Origin of the sequence: Polynucleobacter sp. HIN7 (genome assembly GCF_030297595.1) — a bacterium.
Classification (GTDB): Bacteria; Pseudomonadota; Gammaproteobacteria; order Burkholderiales; family Burkholderiaceae; genus Polynucleobacter.
Map to the genome: position 1 here is coordinate 1,379,839 of NZ_AP028138.1, position 20,549 is coordinate 1,400,387.

At 48.6% G+C, this 20,549-nt stretch carries 21 protein-coding genes and 1 tRNA gene; 7 read left to right on the forward strand and 15 right to left on the reverse strand.

Features of this window, described 5'->3' with window-relative positions; genetic code table 11:
- Positions 1-66: 66 nt before the first annotated feature.
- Together QUE64_RS06940 and ilvD are read left to right on the forward strand one after the other, a co-directional pair.
- A complete protein-coding gene (locus tag QUE64_RS06940; protein ID WP_108508877.1) occupies positions 67-231 on the forward strand; it encodes a rubredoxin in 165 nt (54 codons plus the stop codon).
- 46 nt (positions 232-277) lie between these two features.
- Positions 278-1,957: a dihydroxy-acid dehydratase gene (ilvD, locus tag QUE64_RS06945; RefSeq protein ID WP_286226192.1), complete on the forward strand. Its 1,680-nt coding sequence runs from the start codon at positions 278-280 to the stop codon at positions 1,955-1,957.
- Between the two features lie 66 nt (positions 1,958-2,023).
- Here ilvD and QUE64_RS06950 read toward each other — a convergent pair whose 3' ends face one another.
- The 8 genes from QUE64_RS06950 to QUE64_RS06985 all read right to left on the reverse strand — a co-directional run bounded on the left by QUE64_RS06950 (position 2,024) and on the right by QUE64_RS06985 (position 9,761).
- Positions 2,024-2,512 (reverse strand): copper chaperone PCu(A)C, encoded by a 489-nt coding sequence (locus QUE64_RS06950; protein ID WP_286225097.1) that lies wholly within the window; start codon positions 2,510-2,512, stop codon positions 2,024-2,026.
- 58 nt (positions 2,513-2,570) lie between these two features.
- Positions 2,571-2,942, reverse strand: coding sequence for a DUF2946 family protein (locus QUE64_RS06955; RefSeq protein ID WP_286225098.1), 372 nt, complete (start codon positions 2,940-2,942; stop codon positions 2,571-2,573).
- A 62-nt stretch (positions 2,943-3,004) separates the two neighbouring features.
- Entirely contained in the window at positions 3,005-4,501 is a 1,497-nt protein-coding gene (locus tag QUE64_RS06960) for a tripartite tricarboxylate transporter permease (protein WP_286223354.1), read from the reverse strand.
- A gap of 43 nt (positions 4,502-4,544) precedes the next feature.
- On the reverse strand, positions 4,545-5,060 hold the full coding sequence (locus QUE64_RS06965; protein ID WP_286225099.1) for a tripartite tricarboxylate transporter TctB family protein: 516 nt from the start codon (positions 5,058-5,060) through the stop codon (positions 4,545-4,547).
- An 82-nt stretch (positions 5,061-5,142) separates the two neighbouring features.
- The gene (locus QUE64_RS06970) at positions 5,143-6,153 is read right to left on the reverse strand and encodes a Bug family tripartite tricarboxylate transporter substrate binding protein (RefSeq protein WP_458574679.1); all 1,011 of its coding nucleotides are present in this window, start codon (positions 6,151-6,153) and stop codon (positions 5,143-5,145) included.
- 185 nt (positions 6,154-6,338) lie between these two features.
- Positions 6,339-6,414 (reverse strand) — tRNA-Thr (locus QUE64_RS06975).
- 51 nt (positions 6,415-6,465) lie between these two features.
- Complete coding sequence (pepN, locus tag QUE64_RS06980; protein ID WP_286225100.1) at positions 6,466-9,141, reverse strand: aminopeptidase N; 2,676 nt, start codon at positions 9,139-9,141, stop codon at positions 6,466-6,468.
- 32 nt (positions 9,142-9,173) lie between these two features.
- Positions 9,174-9,761 (reverse strand): TMEM165/GDT1 family protein, encoded by a 588-nt coding sequence (locus tag QUE64_RS06985; protein WP_286225101.1) that lies wholly within the window; start codon positions 9,759-9,761, stop codon positions 9,174-9,176.
- 113 nt (positions 9,762-9,874) lie between these two features.
- Between QUE64_RS06985 and QUE64_RS06990 the strand changes: the two genes are divergently transcribed.
- Positions 9,875-11,212 (forward strand): heterodisulfide reductase-related iron-sulfur binding cluster, encoded by a 1,338-nt coding sequence (locus tag QUE64_RS06990; RefSeq protein ID WP_286225102.1) that lies wholly within the window; start codon positions 9,875-9,877, stop codon positions 11,210-11,212.
- 3 nt (positions 11,213-11,215) lie between these two features.
- A complete protein-coding gene (locus QUE64_RS06995) occupies positions 11,216-11,821 on the forward strand; it encodes a DUF3501 family protein (protein WP_286225103.1) in 606 nt (201 codons plus the stop codon).
- Here the strand turns inward: QUE64_RS06995 and ald are convergent.
- The 4 genes from ald to QUE64_RS07015 form a co-directional block, all read right to left on the reverse strand.
- Positions 11,801-12,943, reverse strand: a complete 1,143-nt coding sequence (gene ald / locus QUE64_RS07000) for an alanine dehydrogenase (RefSeq protein ID WP_286225104.1) — start codon at positions 12,941-12,943, stop codon at positions 11,801-11,803. The two genes, QUE64_RS06995 and ald, sit on opposite strands and share 21 nt — an antisense overlap.
- On the reverse strand, positions 12,940-14,340 hold the full coding sequence (locus QUE64_RS07005; RefSeq protein WP_286225105.1) for an amino acid permease: 1,401 nt from the start codon (positions 14,338-14,340) through the stop codon (positions 12,940-12,942). Before QUE64_RS07005 ends, ald begins: the two co-directional genes overlap by 4 nt.
- Before the next feature lie 267 nt (positions 14,341-14,607).
- The gene (locus QUE64_RS07010; RefSeq protein WP_286223362.1) at positions 14,608-14,763 is read right to left on the reverse strand and encodes a hypothetical protein; all 156 of its coding nucleotides are present in this window, start codon (positions 14,761-14,763) and stop codon (positions 14,608-14,610) included.
- A 179-nt stretch (positions 14,764-14,942) separates the two neighbouring features.
- A complete protein-coding gene (locus QUE64_RS07015) occupies positions 14,943-15,722 on the reverse strand; it encodes a tRNA threonylcarbamoyladenosine dehydratase (RefSeq protein ID WP_286225106.1) in 780 nt (259 codons plus the stop codon).
- Between the two features lie 22 nt (positions 15,723-15,744).
- On the opposite strand from QUE64_RS07015, the gene pdxH reads away from it, so the two are divergent.
- Entirely contained in the window at positions 15,745-16,392 is a 648-nt protein-coding gene (gene pdxH / locus QUE64_RS07020; protein ID WP_286225107.1) for a pyridoxamine 5'-phosphate oxidase, read from the forward strand.
- 11 nt (positions 16,393-16,403) lie between these two features.
- Here pdxH and msrA read toward each other — a convergent pair whose 3' ends face one another.
- Together msrA and leuE are read right to left on the reverse strand one after the other, a co-directional pair.
- Positions 16,404-16,946 (reverse strand): peptide-methionine (S)-S-oxide reductase MsrA, encoded by a 543-nt coding sequence (gene msrA, locus QUE64_RS07025; protein WP_286225108.1) that lies wholly within the window; start codon positions 16,944-16,946, stop codon positions 16,404-16,406.
- A 25-nt stretch (positions 16,947-16,971) separates the two neighbouring features.
- Positions 16,972-17,643, reverse strand: a complete 672-nt coding sequence (gene leuE, locus QUE64_RS07030) for a leucine efflux protein LeuE (RefSeq protein WP_286225109.1) — start codon at positions 17,641-17,643, stop codon at positions 16,972-16,974.
- 192 nt (positions 17,644-17,835) lie between these two features.
- Here leuE and QUE64_RS07035 point away from each other — a divergent pair, with 192 nt between their 5' ends.
- The gene (locus QUE64_RS07035; protein WP_286225110.1) at positions 17,836-19,158 is read left to right on the forward strand and encodes a DEAD/DEAH box helicase; all 1,323 of its coding nucleotides are present in this window, start codon (positions 17,836-17,838) and stop codon (positions 19,156-19,158) included.
- 12 nt (positions 19,159-19,170) lie between these two features.
- Positions 19,171-19,761: a chorismate--pyruvate lyase family protein gene (locus QUE64_RS07040; protein WP_286225111.1), complete on the forward strand. Its 591-nt coding sequence runs from the start codon at positions 19,171-19,173 to the stop codon at positions 19,759-19,761.
- Here QUE64_RS07040 and QUE64_RS07045 read toward each other — a convergent pair.
- Positions 19,709-20,548, reverse strand: coding sequence for a uroporphyrinogen-III synthase (locus QUE64_RS07045; protein WP_286225112.1), 840 nt, complete (start codon positions 20,546-20,548; stop codon positions 19,709-19,711). The two genes, QUE64_RS07040 and QUE64_RS07045, sit on opposite strands and share 53 nt — an antisense overlap.
- Position 20,549: the final 1 nt, after the last annotated feature.

Here is a 20,549-nt window from a genome sequence, read left to right on the forward strand (position 1 = left end):
TATAAGGCTAATTTTGCTGGATATCCCTAAAATACCTTTCTACATCAATACGTGAATCACAAACCCATGAGAACTTATCTTTGTATTGTTTGCGGCTTTATTTATGACGAATCAGCAGGCCGCCCCGAGGATGGCATTGCACCAGGCACCAAATGGGACGATGTCCCTGCCGATTGGGCCTGCCCTGATTGCGGGGCAGGAAAAGACAGCTTTGAAATGATGGCAATTTAATCGCGGAGACAATGATATGGCAGACCAAAAACAAGCCCCAAAACGCATGAATGAGCGTTCACGCATGGTGACCGAAGGGGTTGCACGCGCACCCAATCGATCCATGTACTACGCCATGGGCTACAAAGAGGAAGATTTTGTTAAACCGATGGTGGGAGTGGCCAACGGCCACTCCACCATTACCCCATGTAATAGCGGCCTACAAAAACTAGCCGATGCGGCAATCGATGCTCTGGAGAAAGCGGGTGCCAAAGCCCAAGTCTTTGGGACGCCCACAGTCTCCGATGGAATCGGCATGGGTACCGAAGGCATGAAATATTCCCTCGTCTCGCGCGAGGTGATTGCCGACAGTATTGAGGTTTGTGTCAATGGCCTCTGGCAAGACGGCGTGGTGGTCATTGGCGGCTGTGACAAAAACATGCCCGGCGGCATGATTGCGCTAGCGCGCACCAACGTCCCTGGAATCTATGTATACGGCGGCACCATCAAAGCAGGTCATTACAAAGGTAAAGAGCTCAATATCGTTTCTGCCTTTGAGGCCGTTGGCGAATTTACCTCTGGACGCTTAACCGAGGAGGACCTCAAAGGCGTTGAGCAAAACGCTTGTCCAAGCAGTGGTTCTTGTGGTGGCATGTATACCGCCAATACCATGAGCTCCTCGTTTGAAGCGCTAGGGATGAGCCTGCCCTACTCTTCAACCATGTCCAACGTTGACCAAGAAAAGGTCGATAGCGCAGCCGAGTCAGCCCGCGTATTGGTTCAAGCGATCAAAAATAATATTCGGCCACGCGACATCATTACCAAAAAATCCCTTGAGAACGCGGTCAGTGTCATCATGGCCGTAGGTGGTTCGACCAATGCTGTTCTGCACTTTTTGGCAATTGCGAGTGCTGCCGAGATTGAGTGGACCATTGATGACTTTGAGCGGATTCGTAAACGCGTCCCCGTGATCGCCGACATGAAACCATCGGGCACGTATTTGGCACCCGATCTGCATCTAGCAGGCGGCATTCCACAGGTTATGAAGATTTTGTTAGACGGCGGTCTACTCCATGGTGATTGCATGACCATCACCGGCAAAACGATTGCGGAGACCCTCAAAGATGTTCCATCTAAACCAAGAGCCGATCAGAAGGTCATTCGGACTTTAGATAATCCGCTCTATCCCCAAGGGCACTTGGCGATCCTCAAGGGCAATATCTCGCCCGAGGGCTGTGTCGCCAAAATTACTGGCCTCAAGAATCCATCGATTACAGGTCCAGCTCGCGTATTCAACTCCGAAGACGAGGCCATGGAGGCCATCATGGCTCAGAAAATTAAGCACGGTGATGTGGTCGTGATTCGGTACGAGGGTCCCAAAGGCGGTCCCGGTATGCGAGAAATGTTAGCTCCTACTTCCGCTCTCGTTGGCCAGGGGCTTGGTGAGACCGTTGGACTTATTACCGATGGGCGGTTCTCAGGGGGTACCTGGGGAATGGTGGTCGGTCACGTTGCTCCCGAGGCCTTTGTAGGCGGCACCATTGCCCTAATTGAAGAAGGTGACTCGGTCACGATCGATGCGCATAAGTTGTTAATCCAACTCAATGTTCCAGAGGAAGAGATTGCTAAACGGCGCGCCGCCTGGAAACAACCAAAATCCCGGTATACACGTGGTTTATTGGCTAAATATGCCCGTTTAGCAAGCTCTGCCAGCAAAGGAGCTGTTACTGACCGAAATCTGGATTAATTAACTTAACTCGACACAGCCTGAATCGCCCATAGCGAGGCAGGCTGTATGACTGCTGTGGCCTGACTAGTGCTTCATGTGCCCAGAACCTGAGCCCATCTCGCGCACCGGTACCTTGATTTCGACTTCACCGGCTTTCTGAAATTTCAGCTTAACTGGGACAGATTCGCCTGCCTTGAGTGGGCTTTTAATATCGATAAACATTAGGTGCAAACCACCTGGTTTGAGCTCGACGGACCCGTTTGCTGGCACATCAATCACTTTCACCTCGCGCATTTTCATGACGTTGCCATCCATTGTCATGGTATGCAATTGCATCTCGCCAGCGACTGGGGAGCTTGCTGCAATTAATTGATCAGCAGCCCCTTTGTTTTCAATCTTCATAAATCCGCCTGCAGCTTTTTGCCCAGGGGCCGTCGCGCGTGCATAAGGGTGCTCAATCTTGAGTTGCCCAATTCGATACTCTGGGCTCTTCATATCATTGTGCGCCAAAGTGGAGCTTGAAAACGCGATCAGAGCACTTGCTGTCACTGCTTGTAAAAAATTGATGTTCATATAAATCCTTCAAATGAAAACTACATTGCATAAAGGGTTCAAAACCCCTGCCACTAAATTAGACGCAATGATTTGAAGGCGGTCCCTGAGAGGGGAGCTTGACCCACGCAAAGAGAGTTTTGGGAGACTCCAAATAGAGACTGGGAGTCAAAATAGGTATTGCGGGGCTTGCAAATCCAAGATTGGTTAGTAGGTTCAATGGCGCCATTGATTGCGCGACACAGTAGGGACAGTCGCCGGCCATCGTAGTCGGCGCTTCAGTATCTAAATTAACGGTTTGCTTGGAACCATCCACCACACACAGTTCCATGGTCAGAAAATTTGTATTGGCCGAATGGAAAAAGGCTTGGGCTAACGATGGGGTAAAAATACTCCATGAAAAGGCGATCGCACAAAGCCAATGGATCAGTTTTTGGTGGGGGAAAAGCATATCGTTATTTTATCCAGAAAGGCTCTGGATGAAGAAAGGGGGCTTGCGCCCCCTTTTGGTGATTATGCAGCTGCTGCCTTTTGAGGTCTCAATTTTGAGATCAAAGGCCAGAACAACAGAATCAATGCTAGCCCTGTGATCGAACCGACCAAGGGGTTCGAGAAGAAGACTCCAAGATGACCTTGGGACACCAGCATCGCCTGACGGAAAGAATCCTCTGCGCGATCGCCCAATACCAAGGCCAAAACCATCGGCGCCATCGGGTAGTCAAGTTTCTTAAAGAGATAACCCAATACACCGAAGCCTAACATCAGCCATACATCGAACATCGCGTTGTTCACGGTATAAGCACCAACCGAGCAAATCACAATGATTACTGGCGCAATGATCGAGAATGGGATCTTCAAAATCGATGCGAAGATGGGAACGCAGGTCAAGACCACAAACAAGGCCGCAATATTGCCCAGGTACATACTAGCAATCAAGCCCCAAACAAAGTCAGGCTGCTCCACAAACAGTAATGGGCCGGGCTGTAAACCCCAGATTAAGAGACCTCCCAACAACACGGCGGCAGTAGGTGAGCCGGGGATACCCAAAGACAACATTGGCAAAAGCGCAGCGGTACCTGCTGCATTGTTTGCTGTTTCAGGAGCAACCAAGCCCTCTTCAGAACCCTTACCAAATTCTTTAGGATTTTTGGACATTTGCTTGGCAAGGCCATAGCTCATAAATGCAGCTGGTGTTGCGCCACCGGGAGTAATACCCATCCAGCATCCAATTAAACAACTACGGAGTGTAGTTGCCCAGTAACGAGGCAGGCGCGCCCAGGTCTCAAAGACCACCTTCGCACGAATCTTGGCGGTCTTGCCCGAGAAATTCAAGCCCTCTTCCATTGATTGCAAGATCTCACCGATACCAAAGAGGCCGATCACCGCGATCAAGAAATCAAAGCCGCGCATCAGTTCAGTAGAACCAAAGGTCAAACGTAATTGACCGGTCACGCTATCCATACCAACGGCTGCCAGAGCAAAGCCGAGCATCATGGCCGAGAGCACCTTAAATGGCGAACCCTTGTTCATGCCCACAAAGCTACAGAAGGTTAAAAGGTAGACCGCAAAGAACTCTGGTGGACCAAACCGCAGAGCAAACTTGGCCACAATCGGGGCTAAGAAGGTAATCATAATGATGGCAAACAAGGCGCCAACAAATGATGCGGTGAAGGAAATTGTTAAGGCTTCACCTGCTTTACCCTGCTGAGCCATCGGATAGCCATCAAAGGTTGTTGCAACCGACCACGGCTCACCCGGGATATTAAAGAGAATAGAGGTAATCGCACCGCCAAATAACGCCCCCCAATAAATACAAGAGAGCATGATGATGGCCGAGGTTGGCGACATCGTGAAGGTCAATGGCAACAAAATTGCAATGCCGTTGGCTCCACCCAAGCCAGGCAAGACGCCAATAATTACCCCAAGCGTCACGCCGACTAACATTAACATGATGTTAAATGGGGTTAGCGCAACTGCAAAACCGTTAAATAGTGCGTTAAGTTCTTCCACCGTACGTTCCTCTTATCGTTTTAGTTTTTGGGATGAATTTGTTTTATTGAATACCAACCAATGCAAGCGGGTTAATTAACGAACCGCTTGGCAATGGGATCTGGAACCAGAACTCAAACATCATGTAGAGCGCTACGCTAATGGCAACGCCGAGAGCAAATGATTTCCAGGCGGCATACTTGCCAATCCAGATCATAAAAAAGGTAATGTAGATGGCAGCAGAAACATAGATACCAATGAGCTGCATCATCAGAACAAAAACGAAGGCAGGAACTAAGACAGCTAAGACCTGACGAAATGGGCCTTTATCTACAAAAGACTCGTTACTCAATTCTTTTTGGCGAATCGCCTGAATCAAAGTTGCGGCACTGGAAATCAAAATAATCAAACTAATGTAAAAAGGGAAATAGCCTGCTTGAGGGCCATCGCTACCCCAGCTCGATCCCAATTTAATACTGCCTTGCATGATGACGATTGCAAAGACAAGGAAGGCAAGCGCAACCACGATTTCGGCGGTACGCATACTCAATAAAGCGTTTTGATTAGATTGCTCTGACATAACCGTACTTTTCTAGTAGTTTTAAATCATTAGGTAAAAAAATAAGACCCCGCATTGAGGTCTTATTTTTCAAGTCACATAATTACTTCGCAAGAAATCCTGCTTCTTTCATGAGCTGAGCATGGGTAGCATCAGCCTTTTCTAACCAGCTGACAAACTCTTTACCTGACATAAAGGTTTGATTGAATGCGCCGTCGATCATAAATTTCTTCCACTCGGGTGTCTCACGAACTTTTTTGAACAAGTCAACATAGAAGTCAACTTGCGCCTGTGTTACGCCAGGTGGCATGAAAATGCCGCGCAACATGACATAGTCGGTGTTCACACCAACCTCACGGCAAGTTGGAACATCATTCCATGATTGAGTCGCTGTAATTTTCTCTTTGTAAGGCATACGCTGCGTGTCAAACACACACTGGGCAGTTAAAGAGCCAGCACGCCACTGAGCAACGGCTTCGATTGGGTTGTTAACCGTGGAATCCACATGATTACCCACCAACTGAACCGCTACGGCGCCACCACCAGCAAATGGCACATAAGTGAACTTAGTACCAGTTGCTTTCTCAAGCGCTACCGTAATGATTTGGTCCTCTTGTTTGGATCCAGTTCCACCCATCTTGAACTTACCAGGTCCCGCAGCTTTAGCAGCATCGATGTAGTCTTTGGCAGACTTGTAACCTTTGCTGGTATTAGTCCACAACACGAATTGATCAAGTGCCAACATCGCCACTGGGGTCATGTCTTGCCATTTGAAAGGCACTCCGGTTGCGCGTGGGGTGGTGAAAAGATTAGACAAAGTAATAATGATCTTATGGGGATCACCTTTGGCTTCCTTGATTGCCAGATAACCCTCAGCACCTGCGCCAGCACCCTTATTCACAGGGATGACTGACTGCTTCATTAGGTTGTTCTTTGTAATAATTCCCTGAATCATTCGCGCCATTTGGTCAGCGCCACCGCCAGGACCGGCGGAGATAATGAATTCAACTGGTTTTGTTGGCTCCCACTTAGCCTGTGCTTGAGCGGTGGTGGTGGCAGCAAAACCTGCCATTAACGCAACACTCAATAAAGTGGACTTGAATTTCAAACGCATGGCTGCTCCTCCAAAAAGTTTTTTCAAAGTATTAAATTTGTTATGTAGCAACTTTGATGACTAATTCTTCAATAAAAGTTTTAGACAAAAATTGACAGACATCAACAAACAAAAATTTTCACATAAGTAAAACCCGTACTGACTAGTGAAAACCCGTACTTTAAGCACTTATTTGAGGGGCAAACTGGTGCCGGAAATAGGAATCGAACCTACGACCTTCGCATTACGAATGCGCTGCTCTACCAACTGAGCTATTCCGGCATGAACCTTTGGAAAATACTGCGTTCAGACTGAGATTTTATCCCAGCAAAATCAATGCCTTTGCGAGGCGCTAGGATGAGCGTCTCCCAACGCTTTAGAAACAACCTCGCGCACGTCTGGGGAAAGCCGACTGACTGTTGCTAGGGTCTTTAGCGCCGCTTTCATCGGCTTCTGGTAGCGTGATGCAAACTGACGCCAACGGTCTAAGCCACGGGCCAGTCGCGCCGCTACTTGAGGATTAATCTCATCTAATGCAATCACTTGCTCGGCCCAAAAGGCATAGGTCACACCATCGACCCCATGAAATCCACCTGGGTTACTCAAACAAAATGCATGAATGAGGCTGCGCACCCGATTGGGATTATTCATCTGAAATGCGGGGTGTCGCATCAGCTCTTGCACATGACTAAGCACAGACTGACCCTTGGTTTGCGGGGGTCGCATTGCTTGTAAGGCAAACCACTTATCAACCACGAGCGGGTCTTCCGCAAAGCGCTGATAAAAATCAGCTAAGGCATTCTCAGCCTGGGGTGCGTGAGCGAATACAAGGGCCTGTAATGCCGCAAAGCGATCGGTCATGTTGTTCGCTAACTCGTATTGCTCTTCGGCCACCTCATACCAGTGAGTGTCCTTGGTTTCTAAGAGCATCATCAGCGCATCATTTTTGAGAGCGCGCCGACCCATACTCATTGCGTCCGGGCTATAGCTCGCTGAGGTTTGGAGCGAGCGGTAGGTCTTTTCCCAGTCGGATTTAAGCGCTTGCGCTAGAGCATACTTAAAGCCTCTACGCGCCCAATGCAATTGCTGAGGGTCAACCAACTGAACCTGCTCATACAAATAGGTTTCGGCTGGCAGTGTAAAGAGAAGTTGTTTGAACGCCGGATCCAATTGCGGATCGACCAACAATTCACGGTAGGCCTCAAGCAATCGCCGATCGGGCTCTCGACCTACCAAAATCAATTGCTGAGCTAGTTTTTGCACAGCCTCCCACCGATTAAATGAATCCGTCTCATTTGCCATGAGAGCGAGCAACTCTGCTTCGCTTTGCTCGTGCTCAATCACAATGGGTGCCGAGAAATCCCGATTGATCGAAAGCACTGGTTTTGCCGGGATTTGCTTGACTACCCACGTTTGCTCTGACTGGGTTAGCTCTAGCAATACTTCTTGACCAAAATGCTTTGCTTCTTTTGCAGTAATGGATGCGCCCTTTTCAAATAACAAACTCGCCTTCAAGGGAATATGAAATGGTTTTTTGGTCTTCTGCCCAGGTGTTGGGGGGCAATGTTGTTTGAGGGTCAAGCGATATTCTTTCTTCCGAGCATCAAACTGTTCATTGACTTCAACTCGCGGAGTACCCGATTGGCTGTACCAGTTTTTAAACTGGCTGAGATCGCGCTCATTCGCATCAGCCATCGCGGCGATGAACTCATCACAGGTCACCGCCGTCCCATCGTGACGCTTGAAATACAAATCCATGCCGCGACGAAAGCCATCAACCCCAAGTAAGGTTTGGTACATGCGCACTACCTCCGCACCCTTCTCATAGACCGTTACTGTATAGAAGTTATTAATTTCTTGATACTCATCGGGCCGTATCGGATGAGCCATGGGCCCCGCATCCTCGGGGAACTGTAGCTGGCGAAGTAAACGCACATCATCGATGCGCTTAACCGCCCGACCAGACTCTGTACCTATTTGATCGGCTGAAAACTCTTGATCCCGAAAGACGGTTAAACCTTCTTTCAGTGATAGTTGAAACCAATCCCGACAGGTCACGCGGTTGCCTGTCCAATTATGAAAATACTCGTGGGCTACTACGCTCTCAACATTGGCAAAATCCGTATCCGTTGCCGTTTGCGCATCCGCCAGCACAAACTTGGTATTGAAGATATTGAGGCCCTTGTTCTCCATCGCCCCCATATTGAAATCACTCACCGCCACAATCATGAAGCGCTCTAAATCAAGCTCTAAACCAAAGCGCTTCTCATCCCAAACAATCGATCGCTTTAGCGAGTCCATCGCGTGGTGGGTTTTATGCAGATCCCGCGGCTCAACCCAAATTTGCAATAGTTTTTTATCACCACTCCGAGACGTAATGACATCTTCCAAGCAAACTAATTTTCCAGCCACCAAGGCAAACAGATAGGAAGGCTTTGGAAACGGGTCTTCCCAAATGGCGCTGTGCCAACCATCGGCCAAATCCTCTTTGGCAATCAAATTGCCATTCGAGAGCAAGACTGGGTAATCGGCTTTGAGTGCTCGCATGGTCACGCGGTAGCGCGCCATCACATCGGGACGATCCTGGAAATATGTGATTTTGCGAAACCCTTCCGCTTCGCACTGCGTGAAGAAATTACCACGTGAGACATACAAGCCCATCAATGAGGTGTTTTTCTCAGGAATGCATGCGGTTTTGATTTCAATCACAAAACGCTGCTTGCCTCCTTGAGGTAAATCATGAATCACCAGTCTCCCCGGCGTTAGCTCCAAATGGCGATGCGTCTCGCCATTGATACGCAGGCTAATGAACTCGAGCTCTTCACCATCCAAAATAAGGGGGAGCTCGTCTTTCGAGGTTTGCGTGATCTCACTAGGGATCACCTCAATGCGACTATGCACAAGGGTGCGTTGCGGCATTAATTCAAAATCAAGCTCTACTTGGCCAAATTGATAATCGGGAGCTTTGTATTGAGAGCGCAAAAAGCGCTTGGCAGAATCGGTTCGCATGGAACGATTTTAGTTGGATCTTTACTTAGCGCTTACGCAAGATCCCCACCCCAAAGTAAGGTCGCCATTCCAAGCACAATGAATATCATCGCCGCAATACGATGCACCCACGTAATTGGCAAGCGCTTGGTAAATTGTTTACCAAGCCATACCGCAGGAGCATTCGCGAGCATCATGCCAAGAGTTGTCCCAATCGTGACCGACACCACACTGTCATACTTCGCTCCCAGAGCAATCGTGGCGATTTGGGTCTTATCACCCATTTCGGCAATGAAAAATAAGCTAGTGGTTAACACAAATATTGCCCAAGCCCCCTTAGCTGGTTTTGCAGCTTGGTCCTCATCCAATTTGTCGGGGATAAGTAGCCAAGCGCCAAGGGCTAAAAATCCAATTCCCAGAATCCAACGGAGTAAATCAGGGCTTAGTAGCCCGGAAACCCAATGTCCCACATAAGCAGCGAGCGCATGGTTAACAAGCGTTGCCAGCAAGATCCCCCAAATAATCGGCCAGGCATGCTTGGGATAGCGCGCTGCGAGCATGAGTGACAAAAGCTGGGTCTTGTCCCCGATTTCTGCCAGGGCAACCACCCCAGTAGAAATGAATAATCCATAAAAATCCATATAAATCAGATATTTAAATAAAATCTATCAATATTTTTAATTAATACAATTTGGCTATCATAGGAAAAAACCCTAAACTGCGTGCATCTTAATTTTTCTCTAAAGGCAATTCCATGACTTTACGCGAAGGCAATCTCGAAGCCCCAACCAGACACCCCCTAGACTGGACCAATCCAGACTTCTACGACACGAAAAAGCTCGAAGCTGAGATGGAACGGGTGTTTGATCTTTGCCATGGTTGCCGCCGCTGCGTCAATCTTTGCGGCTCATTCCCCACCCTCTTTGACCTCGTCGATGCGACGGAGGAAGGTGAAGTAGAAGGTGTGGCAAAAGCCGATTATCAAAAGGTGGTTGATCAGTGCTATCTGTGCGACGTTTGCTACATGACTAAGTGTCCCTACACCCCACCCCACCCTTGGAATATTGATTTCCCTCACTTAATGTTGCGCGCCAAGGCGGTTGCCTTCAAAGAAGGAAAAACCACCTTCCGCGACAAGCTGCTGTCTTCCACTGACAAGCTTGGTCAGTTTGCCGGCATCCCAATCGTGACCCAAGCGGTCAACGCAGTGAACAATATGGGCGTCACTCGCTTAATGATGGAAGGCGCCTTGGGTGTTGATAAAAAAGCGTGGGTTCCTGAATATGCTTCGAAGACCTTCCCCCAATTGGCGAAGCCATCGGCAGCGTTTCCAGTGAAAGATGGTCAACGCACCCCCGGTAAAGTCGCGATCTATGCTACTTGCTACATCAACTACAACGAGCCTGGTATCGGTCAAGATCTCATTAAGATCCTCAATCACAACCTGATCCCGTATGCGCTGGTTGATAAAGAGGCTTGCTGTGGTATGCCTAAACTCGAATTGGGTGACCTTGAGTCCGTAAAAGAAAACAAGGAAAAGAACATCCCCAAACTTGCGAAGTTGGCACGTGAGGGCTATGCCATCGTGACGCCAATTCCATCGTGCACTTTAATGTTTAAGCAAGAGCTGCCATTGATGTTCCCTGATGACGATGATGTGCAAGCAGTCAAAGACGCGATGTGGGATCCCTTTGAGTACTTTATTGCGCGCAGCAAAGATGGTCTCTTAAACCAAGACTTCAAAGAGGAGTTGGGTCATGTGAGCTATCACGTCGCCTGCCATTCGCGCGTACAAAACGTTGGTCAGAAAACCGCTGAGGCATTGAAACTCATTCCCGGTACTGAAGTGAATGTGGTGGAGCGCTGCTCAGGCCACTCGGGAACCTGGGGTGTCAAGAAAGAGTTTCATGCGATGGCAATGAAGATTGGACGTCCAGTATTTCGCAGCATGGCTGAAGAGTCACCAAACTACATTAGCTCCGATTGCCAACTCGCTGGGCACCACATTGCGCAAGGGATGGATGAACTGGGTCTACCAAAGACCGCCATGGCTCATCCACTCACACTAATGGCTAAGGCCTATGGACTCTAAATCATGACAACAGGATCAATTGAAATGGGAAAAATTACTCGCGATAGTTTATTAAGCCTTGAGGCTTATCACAAAGCACGCCCTGAAATGAGAGCGCGCGCCATTGCGGAACGCAAACTACGTACCGTCCACTTGGGCGAGCATCTCACGCTGATTTTTGAAAACGAGTTCTTAATGCGCTATCAGATTCAGGAGATGTTGCGCGTTGAGAAAACCTTCGAAGACGAAGGCATTCAAGATGAGTTAGATGCCTACAATCCAATGGTACCGAGTGGTTCAGACTTTAAGGTCACTATGATGATTGAGTATCCCAATGAGGCCGATCGTCGCGTAGCACTGGCTAAATTAGTTGGTGTAGAAGATCAGATTTTTATTGAGATTGAAGGTCAGCCACGGGTCTATGCGATTGCCGACGAGGATCTAGAGCGAGCAACGACCGAGAAAACCTCGGCCGTGCACTTCCTGCGCATTCCATTAACACCTGCGATGAAAGAGGCGCTAAAGGCCGGTGCTCAAATGATGGTGGGTTGCGACCACAAGGGATACCCCATGCATGTCGAAACCCTCCCTCATGAAACACTCGCCTCCTTAGTCACAGACCTCGACTAAATCGGGGCGCAGCAAAGCCTCATCTGCTGAGACGTACGACCGCTTCTGTGCCCGGGCGACGGGTGCCGAAGTGAGTTGCCCTTGATAGACGCTTAAGCCATTCCTTAAATGCGTGCTCTGGCGCAATGCTTCTATCACCCCAAGATTAGCAATCTGCTCAATGAAGGGATAGGTTGCATTGGTTAAACCAATCGTGGATGTTCTGGCAACCGCGCCTGGCATATTAGCCACACAATAATGAATCACCCCATGCTCAACATAAGTGGGTTCCGCATGGGTGGTGGGTCGCGAGGTCTCAAAGCAACCACCCTGGTCAATCGCTACATCCACCACCACCGATCCAGCTCGCATCTGCCCGATCATGGCTGCGGTCACCAATTTTGGCGCCGAACCACCTGGTAATAACACTGCGCCAATCACTAAATCACTATCTCTCACTGCATTCTCAATACTCTGCTGATCAGAAAATAGGGTTTGGACTCGATTGCCATAGAGTGCATCAATCTGCCGCAGTCGATCCAAGTCGCGATCCATAATGCTCACGTGAGCGCCCATACCGACGGCAATTTGTAAGGCATGGCGCCCTACAACACCTGCGCCTAAGATCAATACCTTTGCCGCAGTAACCCCAGGAATGCCGCCTAACAATAATCCAGAGCCACCTTTGGATTTCTCCAAATGCGCCGCCCCCGCCTGAATGGACATCCGCCCAGCCACCTCACTCATGGGTGCCAAGAGCGGGAGTGCGCCACTCGATGAGGTCACCGTCTCATAAGCAATACAGATGGCCTTGGACTTGATTAATGCTTCCGTTTGCACTGGATCAGGGGCCAGGTGTAAATAGGTAAAGAGAGTTTGATCCTCGTGAAGCATCGCGCACTCCTGTGGCTGTGGCTCCTTCACCTTCACAATCAACTCAGCATCTGCGAAGACCGCTTTAGCATCTGCCATTAATTTTGCTCCAGCTGCTTCGTATTGCTCGTTAGCAAAACCAATTTGTGCCCCAGCATGTTGCTCCACTAACACTGTGTGACCTTGCTGCATCAGACTACTCACCAAACTAGGGGTGAGGCCAACTCGAAACTCATTGTTCTTAATTTCTTTTGGAATACCAATAATCATTTTTGCTCTCCTAATTGAAGTACGTGTTTTTTATCAATCCCCAATACGAAATACAGGATCAAATAAATGGTTAATAAGATCGGACCCACAATGAGTGCCATGCGCGCATCCTCATGAAAACTCATCAAGACAATGACGAGCGCGATGAAGGCCAAGGCAAACCAACTGGAATAGGGCCACAATGGTGTGCGATACGACAATTGAGCAAGCTGATCTTTGCTAAGGCTTGCCCGAAAGCGATAGTGTGTATACAGAATGGAAATCCAAACCATGAGGCCCACAAATGTAACGGCTGCCATCATGTAGTGGAATGCCTTCTCGGGGACAAAATAGTTCAGGATCACGCCTACCATTGGTACGCAAACCGTTCCAATCACAGCGCGATGCGGCACGCCATTGTTTGACAGCTTGACAAAAGGCTTTGGTGCGTAGCCATTAGCTGAGAGTGCATACAGTAATCTGCCACCACTAAATACACCAGCGTTACAAGCAGATAAGGCAGCGGTAATGACCACAAAATTAACAACACCTGCAGCCTCACGCAAACCAATACGCTCAAACATCGCTACAAATGGACTGCCTTGCTGACCTACTTCATTCCAAGGAAAGATAGCCAAGATCACCATCAATGCGCCCAGATAAAAAATCAGGATGCGCCAGATCAATGAATCAATTGCCATTGGGATCGTCTGTTTTGGATTTTGTGCCTCGCCCGCCGATAGGCCGATCATCTCAATACCAACATAGGCAAACAAGACCATATGCAAGGAGAGCAAAAATCCACTAAAGCCGTTCGGGAAAAATCCGCCATGCTGCCAAAGATTTCCCAATCCCATTGGTACCCAATCGTTGGTAAACCCAAAGAAAATGACCGAGCAGCCCAAAGCGATCATGAGCACAATCGCCATGATCTTGATGAGCGCAAACCAAAACTCAAACTCACCAAATACTTTGACTGCAATCAGATTAATGAGCCCCATCAGGATGATGGACGATAGCGCCCAAATCCACTGCGGTATATCTGGGAACCAAACCCCCATATAGATACCAACCGCGGTGACTTCGGCAATAGCTACCACCACCCAGTAGGTCCAATAGCCCCAACCCACCATGTATCCAGCTAAGGGATTGACATAGGTATTGGCATAGGTGGCAAATGACCCTGTGACTGGCTCGTGAACCGCCATTTCACCTAAGGTTCGCAAAACCACGAATGCAACCAGGCCGGCTAAAAAATAAGCAAGCAAAATTGATGGTCCTGCAATTTGAATTGCGGTGGCAGATCCTAAAAACAAACCGACACCAATGGTCGAACCCAAAGCCATTAAGCGAATGTGTCTGACTTTGAGATGGCGCTTTAAGCCTTCTTCATTCTTCTCCAAGAGAACTCCTTTCATGATGACAGTGGCACAACGCCACCGCATGAGAGTCTATGGAGCGAATACGTTTGAAACTAGTGCTTAAAAACTATAGAAGTATCAAGAACGAAATTAATAATTAAGTAACTTTGAGAATCTACTGAATAATCAATGAATGCTGCCATTAAAAAAATAGTTACTTACAGAAAAATCAGTAAATTCTTACAGGGATAGCCCTAGTGATTCTGAGCAAATTTTGGATGAAAAAAAACCCCAGCAAGCTGGGGTTCTCTTAAACAAGAAGAATTACTTCTTGGCTGGAGCAGCAGGAGCAGCAGCAGGAGCTGGAGCAGCAGCAGCTGGCTTAGCGTCTTTCTTGTCATCTTTCTTAGCTGGAGCAGCTTGAGCGAAAACACCAGCAGAGAACAAACCAGCAACTAACATAGCAACGATCTTTTTCATGTAAAACTCCAAAGTAAAAATTAATAAACGTAGTCTCCTACGGAATTACTACAGCCTAGGAAAAACCAATGTAGCTACGAATGGCTTTTTCGAAGACTATTCCTTTAACGCTTAATGATTGGAAAGGGTTGACACGCCATTGAATTGAAAATAACTGTTCAAAAACAATCAGTTAGTTATTAATTTTTGGTTTGACTTTGGATTGCACTCAAAATTTCTGCAGCAGCCAAAAACCCAAAAGAGGCGGTGACGTTCACTGTAGAGCCATAACCTGAACATGCCAAGCCACTACTTCCGTCTCCACGCATATTCTCTGCGGAGTAAACCGCCCGAATCCCCATCGGCAACTTCAGGTCCTTGGTAAAAGAATGGTTTTTTCTGAGCTCAGCCCTGATTTTTGCTAATAGGGGGTCGTGTGTGGCTTTGGCTAAATCATCCGCATTTAAAAAACGTGGGTTGACCTTTCCGCCTGCGCCTCCGCACATCACCAATGGAATCTTCTGTTTTTTACAAAAACTAGCCAGCACTACCTTCGCCGATACATCGTCACAGGCATCCAGTACAAAAGAGTTATGCGGAATGATCTGCTCCAAATTGGCTGGCTCCGCAAATACATCATGCATGGTAATCGTGATCATTGGATTAATGGCTTGAAGACGCTCAGCCATAGCCAGCACTTTAGCTTTCCCAAAACTACCTTCAATGGCATGCAACTGACGATTCACATTACTGGGGGCAATATGATCAAAATCGATCAAAACCAAATGCCCAACCGCAGAGCGAGCCAAAGCCTCAGCAGCCCATGAGCCAACCCCACCCAAGCCGATCACCGCAACCGTGGCTTGGCCAAATGCTTTAAAGGCATCCTCGCCATAAAGACGAGCCACCCCAGCAAATCGTCGATCTGCCACTTCATTGCTTTCACACGTACTTGGGTCAAGCACTCTTTCGTTTGTCATACGCTCTCTTTATACTCAATCCATGAGTTCAATCAGTAAAAACTTAGCCGATTTACGGAAAAACTATACCGCAGGGCAACTATCGGAACATGAGCTGCCTTTAGATCCCATCATCCTGTTTGAAAGCTGGTTTGAGCAAGCTAGTCAGGCAGAATGTCCCGAGCCCAATGCCATGGTGCTAGCAACGGCGGATGCATCAGGTACGCCCTCAGCCCGGGTGGTTTTATTAAAAGGAATCAGCCAAGGTGATTTTTGTTTCTTTACGAATTACGAAAGTCAAAAGGGGCAAGAGCTTGCAATCCGCCCACAAGCGGCACTACTATTTCATTGGCACGAGCTAGAACGCCAAGTAAGGATTAATGGGATTGTCTCCAAACTAAGTGCAGCTGAGAGCGATGATTACTTTTTTCAACGCCCCCCAGCCTCTCGCATAGGCGCCTGGGCTTCACCCCAAAGCCGAGAAATTGAAAGTCGTGCTTTTTTAGAACAAGAAGAATTACGCTTTAAACAACAATTTGGCGAAAATCCCCCAAGACCAAGCCAGTGGGGAGGATATCGTTTAAGGCCCGAGAAGATTGAGTTTTGGCAAGGTCGCCCCTCACGTTTACATGATCGTATTTTGTACACCAAGGCTCAAGAGACATGGCGCATTAGTCGCTTGGCGCCATAGAAGGTTCTCTCTCAATCTTTCAGTAAAGATGAGAAAGTCTTTTTAAACTTACTAACCTTAGGACCTACAACTGCCATGCAATAACCCTGAAATGGGTGATTGCGATAGTAATTCTGATGGTAGTCTTCCGCAGGATAAAAAACGGGGGCCATGATCACTTCCGTAACAATCGGATCAGAAAACTGTCTTTGCTCCTCAAGCTCTATGACTAGCTCCTTAGCAATTTGTAATTGCTGATCGTTAAGGGCATAAATCACCGAGCGATATTGCGTTCCTACGTCATTACCCTGGTAGTTCAATGTGGTTGGATCATGAATCACAAAGAAGATCTCTAGCAACTGCCGATAGGAAATAATGCTGGGATCAAACTCAATCTCAACAACCTCGGCATGCCCAGTCGACTCCGAGCAGACCGCCTCATAACTGGGATTAACAACATGGCCACCAGCATATCCCGAGATCACATGCGTAACGCCCTGAACGCGCTGATAGACCGCCTCGAGGCACCAGAAACACCCACCGCCCAATATCGCCTTCTCTAAGATCGTTGCCACCAAGATTCTCCAATACTGTTTGTACTTAACCGCCTATCAATAAGCGTAACGCAAAATAGATAAATAGTGCGCCAACCCCAAACCACATCACAGCCGCCCATTGCGGATGGCGCTCCATTCGATGAGCCAGAGTTTCACCAACCCAAATCAGTGCCCCCAAGTAGGTGATGCTAATCATCTGCAAAATGATGGCAAGGTATAAAAAACTCTGGGCTGGATTGGCAAATTGTGGATCGACAAACTGGGTAAAGAAGGAGATGAAGAAAAAAATGGCCTTGGGATTGGTGAGCGATAAAACGAGTGCAGCCACAAATGGATGCATTTGCATGAGTCGCATCGAGTTTGTTTGGTCATTTTTCTGCAAAGATCGGTTTTGAAGGCGATTCCAAGCGGTTTGCATCAGGCCCCAAGCTAGCCACAGCAAGTAAATCGCCCCCAGCCAACGTAATGCCATGAAAAGGCCTGGAGAGTTCTGTAGGAGCGATGCGGCACCCAAAACAATGGCAATCATCAGAATTGAATCGCCCACCACAATGCCCAATGATGCCCACGCCCCGGCCCTCCAGCCCAGCTTGGATGAGGCTGTCAGAACATAAAGGGAGTTTGGGCCCGGCAATAAAACAATCGCGATGGTGCCCAGAATAAAGGTTGGCAACTGTACGACGCCAACATGGGTCAAATTCATCCAATCCAGCATGACTAGATCATAAACAGGAAACGTGTCATAATGGAGGGCTTTTTGAAACATCGTCCCCAGCAATTTACATTTTTCAGCGTTTTGGTTTTTACCCCGCTGCCGCTTGTCTGATGGTCGATGCCCTTGACCATCGCGCCTTTACATAAACTTGGCGCACAACCGGAGACCATCCTGTAAGAGGATGGGTATTGCATGTCACATTCTACTGAAATTACGAACCATTCATTTGCTTCATTGAACTTAGCTGCGCCCTTACTCAAGAACATTGAGGCGCTGGGCTATACACAAGCCACCCCCGTCCAAGCACAGGTTATTCCTGCGGCCCTCGAGGGCGGCGATTTATTGGTGAGCAGCCAAACTGGAAGCGGTAAAACTGCTGCTTTTTTATTGCCACTTCTTCATCAACTTGTTCTTGCCAATCCCAATGGTAGCCCTGTACCTGGTCGCGCTCAGCCCAAGATCTTGGTCTTGTGTCCAACCCGCGAACTAGCGCAACAAGTTGCCACCGATGCGATTAATCTGGCGCGCGGTATCAAGAGCCTACGGATTGCCACCATCATGGGTGGTATGCCCTACGGCAAGCAAATCCAAGCGATTAAGGGGGCAAGCTTAGTGGTAGCGACTCCAGGTCGCTTACTGGACTTATTTAACTCACGCGCCATTCGCTTAGATCAAGTTGAGTGCTTGGTGGTCGATGAGGCTGATCGCATGTTGGATCTTGGCTTTGCTGAAGATCTTGAGGCAATTGATGAGCGTTGCAAAGGTCGTTCTCAAACACTCATGTTCTCAGCAACGTTTGCCCCGCGCATCATGAGCCTAGCGTCAAACCTCACAAAAGACGCCAAACGGATCGAGCTTGCCCATGCTGGTGAAGCGCATGCCAATATCGCCCAGAAACTTCATTGGGCTGACAACATGGCGCACAAGCATCGCCTGTTGGAGCACCTGCTCTCCGACCCCGAGCTCGATCAAGCAGTTGTCTTCGCGAGCACCCAAGTAGAAAGCGAAAAGATTGCTGACACCTTGCGTGCCAATGGCTATCAAGCGAGCGCCTTGCATGGCGCGATGCCACAGGCCGTTCGCAACCGTCGCCTCGATTCATTACGCAAAGGCCAAACCCGGATTTTGGTCGCCACTGATGTAGCTGCGCGTGGAATTGACGTGCCCCGAATCAGTCACGTGATCAATTTTGGTCTGCCCATGAAACCAGAGGACTATACACACCGTATCGGTCGTACTGGTCGTGCTGGACGCAATGGCATTGCCATTACACTAGCTGAGCATCGTGATCGCGTGAAGATTAGAGCGATTGAGCGATTTACTCAGCAACCCATGGCTGCTGCTGAAATTGCAGGTCTTGAGCCTCAACAAAAACCAAGCTCACATAAACCTAATCATCGCCCTGGAGCTGCCAAACGCAGTAAACCCAAGTTTGGGGGTCAGGCGCGTAAAAGTTCAGGGCCGCGCTTTGGTTCACGTACTGGCTCATTTCAAAATAGCACACGTCAGCACTAATTAGCGCCTTGTATGTTGTGGCGGAAGTCTCGCTCCCCATCGACCTGGCATCAACTTGACCATGGAGCACCCTTGGGTGCTCCATTGGCATTACAAGAATGGTTAAGCGATACTGGATCGCTCACACGCAAACTCGAGAAAGCACTTCACTATCCCGAAGATCGCCACCTTGAATTACAAATCCTTGCCGATGGCAAACAAAATTTAGTTGCATCCGAAAAAAAATTCTTTCGACGCCCAATCCATCGCTCGCGGGTTCGTGAGATTTTGCTGTGCGATCAGGGTGACCCAATTGTGATGGCGCGTAGCGTATTGCCCATCACAAGTTCGATTGGCAGTAACCATACGATTCTGAAATTGGGTCATAAACCCTTGGGTGCCGTTTTATTTGCCAAAGTTCTCAAAGGGCGCTTTCGCCCCATTCGGCAAATTGTTCGTTTGGACCATCATCATCCAGAGTGGAAAGCCTGCCAACGACGGTATGCGGATCTCCCCAAACGCGTTTGGGCCAGACGCACACTCTACCAACTCAACGGTCACCCTCTACTGGTTATGGAAATCTTTTTACCTGCTCTACTAACCAAGCTGCCGCAGACTGACTAATTGACTCGTCCCGCGGCTCACAAACCGAGATATTTCTAAAACCGATTTGCTGAGCTGCATATGCGATATTGGCATGACTGCACAAAGCCGAGCTATTCTCAATCGCAAGTCTTGGAATTCGGTTGACCTCTTTACAGCGCTCACCCAAATGCCGCACCGCCTCAGACGAGGTTAAGATCCACAACGTATGCCGTGGATCAAGTTCGGTGCACGACTGCCATAATGGGCTAGCAAGATCTAATGGAGCACGCGAGTAAATTGATACGATCTCAAGCCCAGCGCCGACTGAACGCAATTGCTCGATTAGGGTCTCACGACCCCCCTCTCCCTTAATAATCAAAACGGATTCCTTAGGCCAGTCAGTGATCTTGGATTGAAGGACCCTCCATAGACCCTCAGAGTCCGATTCATCGTGGGCGGGAACCAAGATGGATGCTTTGGTTAGGCCGTGCCGGATCAGCGCCTCTTGACTGCTCTGCCCCACCACCCCAATCTTTACTCCAGGATTCACTAATTGCCCCCAAGACGAGTTCGCATCATCAACGGCTCGCATGGCGCACTCAATCGCATTGGGGCTCACAAAAATGATCAGTGTTGAGCGTTGTAAGGCTGTGCGTAATTGCGTTAGGAGCGCGAAATCATTTTTTGGAATAATCGTCAGCAAGGGAAGACTCACCATCCGCACCGATGGATAAACTGCCTGCGTAGCTGCTTGGATTAATTCAGTTAAGCGGCGTGCTTGACCGGTCGGTCGGGTTACGATGATCGCCGGTTCAAACCCCTTCACA